The 4,664-nt window shown below is 40.5% G+C and carries 5 protein-coding genes and 1 pseudogene; all 6 read left to right on the forward strand.

Translation table 11 applies throughout. The features are described from left to right. On the forward strand, positions 1-624 hold a 624-nt coding region (locus R7E47_RS23845), incomplete at its 5' end, for an immunity 49 family protein (RefSeq protein ID WP_318085113.1). Between the two features lie 305 nt (positions 625-929). Further along, a complete protein-coding gene (locus R7E47_RS23850; protein ID WP_169644514.1) occupies positions 930-1,373 on the forward strand; it encodes an SMI1/KNR4 family protein in 444 nt (147 codons plus the stop codon). Positions 1,374-1,532: 159 nt separating this feature from the next. Next, positions 1,533-2,432, forward strand: coding sequence for an immunity 49 family protein (locus tag R7E47_RS23855; RefSeq protein ID WP_301875983.1), 900 nt, complete (start codon positions 1,533-1,535; stop codon positions 2,430-2,432). A gap of 72 nt (positions 2,433-2,504) precedes the next feature. Further along, complete coding sequence (locus R7E47_RS23860) at positions 2,505-2,762, forward strand: hypothetical protein (protein ID WP_128740512.1); 258 nt, start codon at positions 2,505-2,507, stop codon at positions 2,760-2,762. 429 nt (positions 2,763-3,191) lie between these two features. Next, complete coding sequence (locus R7E47_RS23865) at positions 3,192-3,746, forward strand: imm11 family protein (RefSeq protein ID WP_033905294.1); 555 nt, start codon at positions 3,192-3,194, stop codon at positions 3,744-3,746. An 88-nt stretch (positions 3,747-3,834) separates the two neighbouring features. Then, positions 3,835-4,664: pseudogene (locus R7E47_RS23870) on the forward strand (type IV secretion protein Rhs); the annotation flags it as partial.

Consider the following 4,664-nt stretch of genomic DNA (forward strand, 5'->3'; position numbering starts at 1 on the left):
GCCATTAAACCAAATGAACCTCAAAGCGTTAAATTACCTGATTATCCAGAAGTGACATGGAAAGGCGAAGGTATTTTGAAAACTGGATGTTTACACCCTAATCGATGGTTAGATGCTTATTTTACTTCGGTGATTGTGCGTGACAAAGCTAGCATGGACGTATTGGCAAACTTTCCTATTTCTTTGATGAGACAGAGTTCTACCAAAGCGGGCGAGTTATCTTATATGCTAGTAGACGTCATTCAGTCGTTCCACAACCGCACATCGGACTACCCAGATAAGCTGGTTGCAGCAATGGACGCGGCGGTAGCTCAAGGGGATAACTGGGCGTTGGAAATTGCGATGGGGATCCTAGAAACCTTCGCAGCGCTCACTACTAATATTGGTTATGATTTTGAGGAAGTGCTCGTTAAAAACCTACAGTTCCAAGAGAAATATCATCTTCGAGAATTGGGACCAGATAGGATAGGCATCAGAACTTTTATCAACTTCCCTCTGCTTGGCATGGCATGTATGTGGTACGACAAAGGCAACCGTCTATCTATTGAAACCGGTTGGCTTCCACCCTATCTTGTTGAAGGACGTTGGCTAGAAGATGTAAAAGCAGGGAAGATCACTAGATAAATTCTCTTTACTTATAAGCCATCTTTTACGAGGTGGCTTATAAGTTTATGGTGAGGGGTTCGTTGTTACGCGATTACAAAAGAGGCAGCGAAGCGTTTTACTTCAAAGCAGTTGTTCAAAATGATTAAATCAGGAAGACTTCTCGACGGATTTAATCATTCACCATAAGACCTCTTTTATTTCGGAAAGGGGATAACTCGTTCAATAACTTCAGGGTAATGAATTCCAAGCCTCATCAGAAGTACAATAAGCGATTGCACTGGTACGATGAAGGCAAAATATATATCAAAAATAGAGTTTTAAATATGAGAAGCTTAGACGTAATGCTCGATCAATTCACCGAAAAAGAAGGGTTTGAGTGCTTTGGAGAGTTGAATGACGTATCAATTCATGAAATGGAAAATCAGCTAGGATTATCCTTTCCGGAGCCATATAAAGTTTTTCTAAGAAAATATGGTTACGTTGAGTGGTTTGGTCATACGATTTATGGATACTCTGAAGATGAGGACTATCTTACAGTTGAGCGCACTCTTGAACTTCGCGAGGATGAGATACCGAGTGATTTTGAGAAAATACCACAAAACGGTTGCGTATTAGAGCGCTATGCCGGAGGTGGCTACTACTTTTTATTTTCAAATGAATCAGAAAGATCGGGGCAAGTAGCCCTTTTCATAGATGAATTGTTTGGTAAAGAAGCCCAATCATGGACAACATTTGAGGCATTTTTGGAATATATGCTCAGCCTTTGAACTGTTGTTACATAGAGCCTCAATTTCGAAGCCAGGCGACTTTGATATGATTTACGAGGCACCAACTGAAATTACATACACAAGCAGAAATACCCTCTAGCGGTAAGGTTTCCAAGTTCAAAGCAAAAGAGTTTGATATAGATATAGGAGAGTTCAGAAGTGGTTGATAGCTCAGAGGTAAAAAAGGTTGAACGAGTAGCTCATGTTGAACTAAGTGATTTTGAAAGAGAAGCTTATCGAGAAGAAATAAAAGAGAGTTTAGACAAAAGGAAAAGGCGCATATCTATAAAAAGAGAAAACTTGGTTTACTTGAGCGATGGTATTTCTTATCAGCTCCGTCTGTATACATGGTTACCTCCATTAGACGATGATGAGAGAATCGGCACGCTATGTCTATATGAATCATCATTGATGCGTGCTTTTTACCATCAACTTGCCATCAAGCCAAGCGAGCCTCAAAGCATTAAATTACCTGATTATCCAGAAGTAACATGGAAAGGCGAAGGTATTTTAAAAACAGGCTTCATTTGCCCCTCAATGTGGCTAGATGCGTATTTTACCTCTGTCATCGTTCGTGACAAAGCTAGCATGGATGTGTTAGCGAACTTTTCGATTTCTTTGATGAGACAGAGCTCTACCAAAGCGGGTGAGCTGTCTTATATGCTAGTAGACGTCATTCAGTCGTTCCACAATCGCACATCGGATTATCCTGATAAGCTGGTTGCAGCAATGGACGCAGCGGTAGCTCAAGGGGATAACTGGGCGTTGGAAATTGCGATGGGGATCCTAGAAACCTTCGCAGCGCTCACTACTAATATTGGTTATGATTTTGAGGAAGTGCTCGTTAAAAACCTACAGTTCCAAGAGAAATATCATCTTAGAGAATTAGGGCCAGATAGAATAGGGCTCCGCACGTTCATTAATTTCCCTCTGCTTGGCATGGCTTGCATGTGGTACGACAGAGGCAACCGTCTATCTGTTGAAACCGGTTGGCTTCCACCCTATCTTGTTGAAGGACGTTGGCTAGAAGATGTAAAAGCAGGGAAGATCACTCAATAACACCCTTTAGTTAGCAATTCAGTCTATAAGCCATCTTTCTCTTGAAATGGCTTTATATTTATGGTGGGGAGTTTGTTGTTTGCCGAACGACCAATCATTCGTGGCATTATCAGAAAACCCAAAGTTAAAAATCATATTCGATATGAATACGATTTAGACCATATTGATTGCGAGAAGAACGAAGTTACTTTTCATCGTTATATCAATCATTCAGATGGTAGTAAACGCAAAGTTCAATATGTTGTAGGTATAGAGGAAATTGTCCAAATCATCCCCTTAAATAAAACTCAAAGGAGGGGAGTGTTGCGAATTATTATGGCGGTTCTTTAAGAAGAGGTTGTGGGCTCAAGTTAAATAACGAAATAGTTGGCGGGTTACCTGAAAACCATGCTGGAAATCACCAAATTAGTATCAATATTGCTCAGGAATATCCGGTCATGCATAGAGCTACCGAACTTGATTACAACATTAACAGAGGTGCAAATGGGATTGCACTTCCAACTAATATTAAAACATCTGTCGAAATAGGCCTTCCCTGACACGTGGGTAGACATCTAAGTGCAAGGCACCAAGGTTCTCAGGTGCTTTAGTTCGACGAGAAATGAGAGCGTTGTAAACTAAGTATGGTCGTGGTTTGATCGATGATATGATTTTTGTAGATGAAATTGGAAAAACAGAAAGTAACATTAGGAATGCTCTGGAAAAGAATGAAGCTCGATCGCAATTGGATGATCCGCAATGGAAAAGTAGGAAGTAGTAATGACACTTAAAATTTGGACCAACAAGGTAGATAGAGACTCCGATTTTACTCAAGGCAAAGTAACGCAGTCTAGTGTATTAATAGGATTGAATCTGACGGGAGGCGTTGCCCTAGGAGACAAATGGCCAAAAGTTACTATTGATGTCATATCAGATGACAAGCCTGCGGATAGTTTTCTTAGTGGTCCTTTATTAATCGTGAGTCGACGGTTATCTGATTTAATTTCTAAGCACACACAAACGAGTGAAGTTGAATTCCTACCGATTGAGGTTAATTACCAAGGTAAAAGTTTTGGTGAATACTATTTTTTAAATGTTCTTGCGATTTGCGATTTACTGGATAGAAATCATTCAATATTTAGTGAGTTTGATGGAGAGGTTGATTCAATTGATCGAGTTGTCCTTAAGAAAGATATTGAAATGCAGAAAACTATATTTCAACTGGATGCTATCGAGTGGTTATTATGTGTCGATGAAAAACTGGCTGAATTAATCGAGAACAAAGATTTTTCAGGAGTGGTATTTAAGTCAGAAAGTGAATGGCGTCCTTTTTAGAGCTCCTCGGGTATTTTTTTAGCCATCTCTTACGAGGTGGCTTTTATATTTATGATTGGGAGCTTGTTAGTTGAACTGTCAATAGTGGCATTACCAATATGCAGTCAATCCTATCCAGTGGATTGACCCAACAGGCTTCTTGTGTGAAGAAGGGCTAAAACGCTTGGGTCAAATGTAGGCAGAGTATCAGGCCCAAAGCGATGTCCCCCAAGAGGTTTGCGATCAGATTTTAAACGCTGCAAAAGAGTCATCCGTCGGAGAAGATGGCAGCAGACACGAAGTGCAGTATGTTGTTGGGATTGAGGAATTTGTCAATGCGCATGTTTTTGACTCTGAGAAAGTTGGCGGGGAAGAAGGTTGCACGATCTTCACTGAAGATCTTGTGCTGAATAAAGCAGAGTATAAAAAAACTCAGAAATCTATATGAGTGATTATGAGCTAATAAAACGAAACAAAGCAAAAATTGAAGAGTGTTTGAAAGAACGTTAAGAGGCTAGGAAGGCTCGAACTGGCGAAGATGGATATAACGCTCAAATCGCCAAGATTAATCAGAAATCTGCAAAAATTGGTGAGTTAGCCGCGGATGACTTTGTCCGGAGTAAACGTCCTAATGCTAAGCTGCTTCATCCCTAAGGTAAATTTAGAAGCCGGGCGATTTTGATATGGTTTACTAGGTGGCAGAGCCGCCACTAGGTGAAATTATAATTGTTGAGGCCAAAGGAGGGTGCAGCCCGCTGCGCAGCCGTAAGATAGGTAACATGGCATATCAGCAAGGGACAACTGAATATGCAACTGCAATTACTGTTCTAATGGCTCAAAAGGACAAAGATACAACCGAATGGAAAGCGGCCAGAAGTATAAAAAGCATTGAGAAAAAAAACTCCTGTTAGATATATTCACACCGCAGCGGCTATTTCT

It is taken from the genome of Vibrio sp. Vb1026 (assembly GCF_033338745.1).
GTDB lineage: Bacteria > Pseudomonadota > Gammaproteobacteria > Enterobacterales > Vibrionaceae > Vibrio > Vibrio alginolyticus.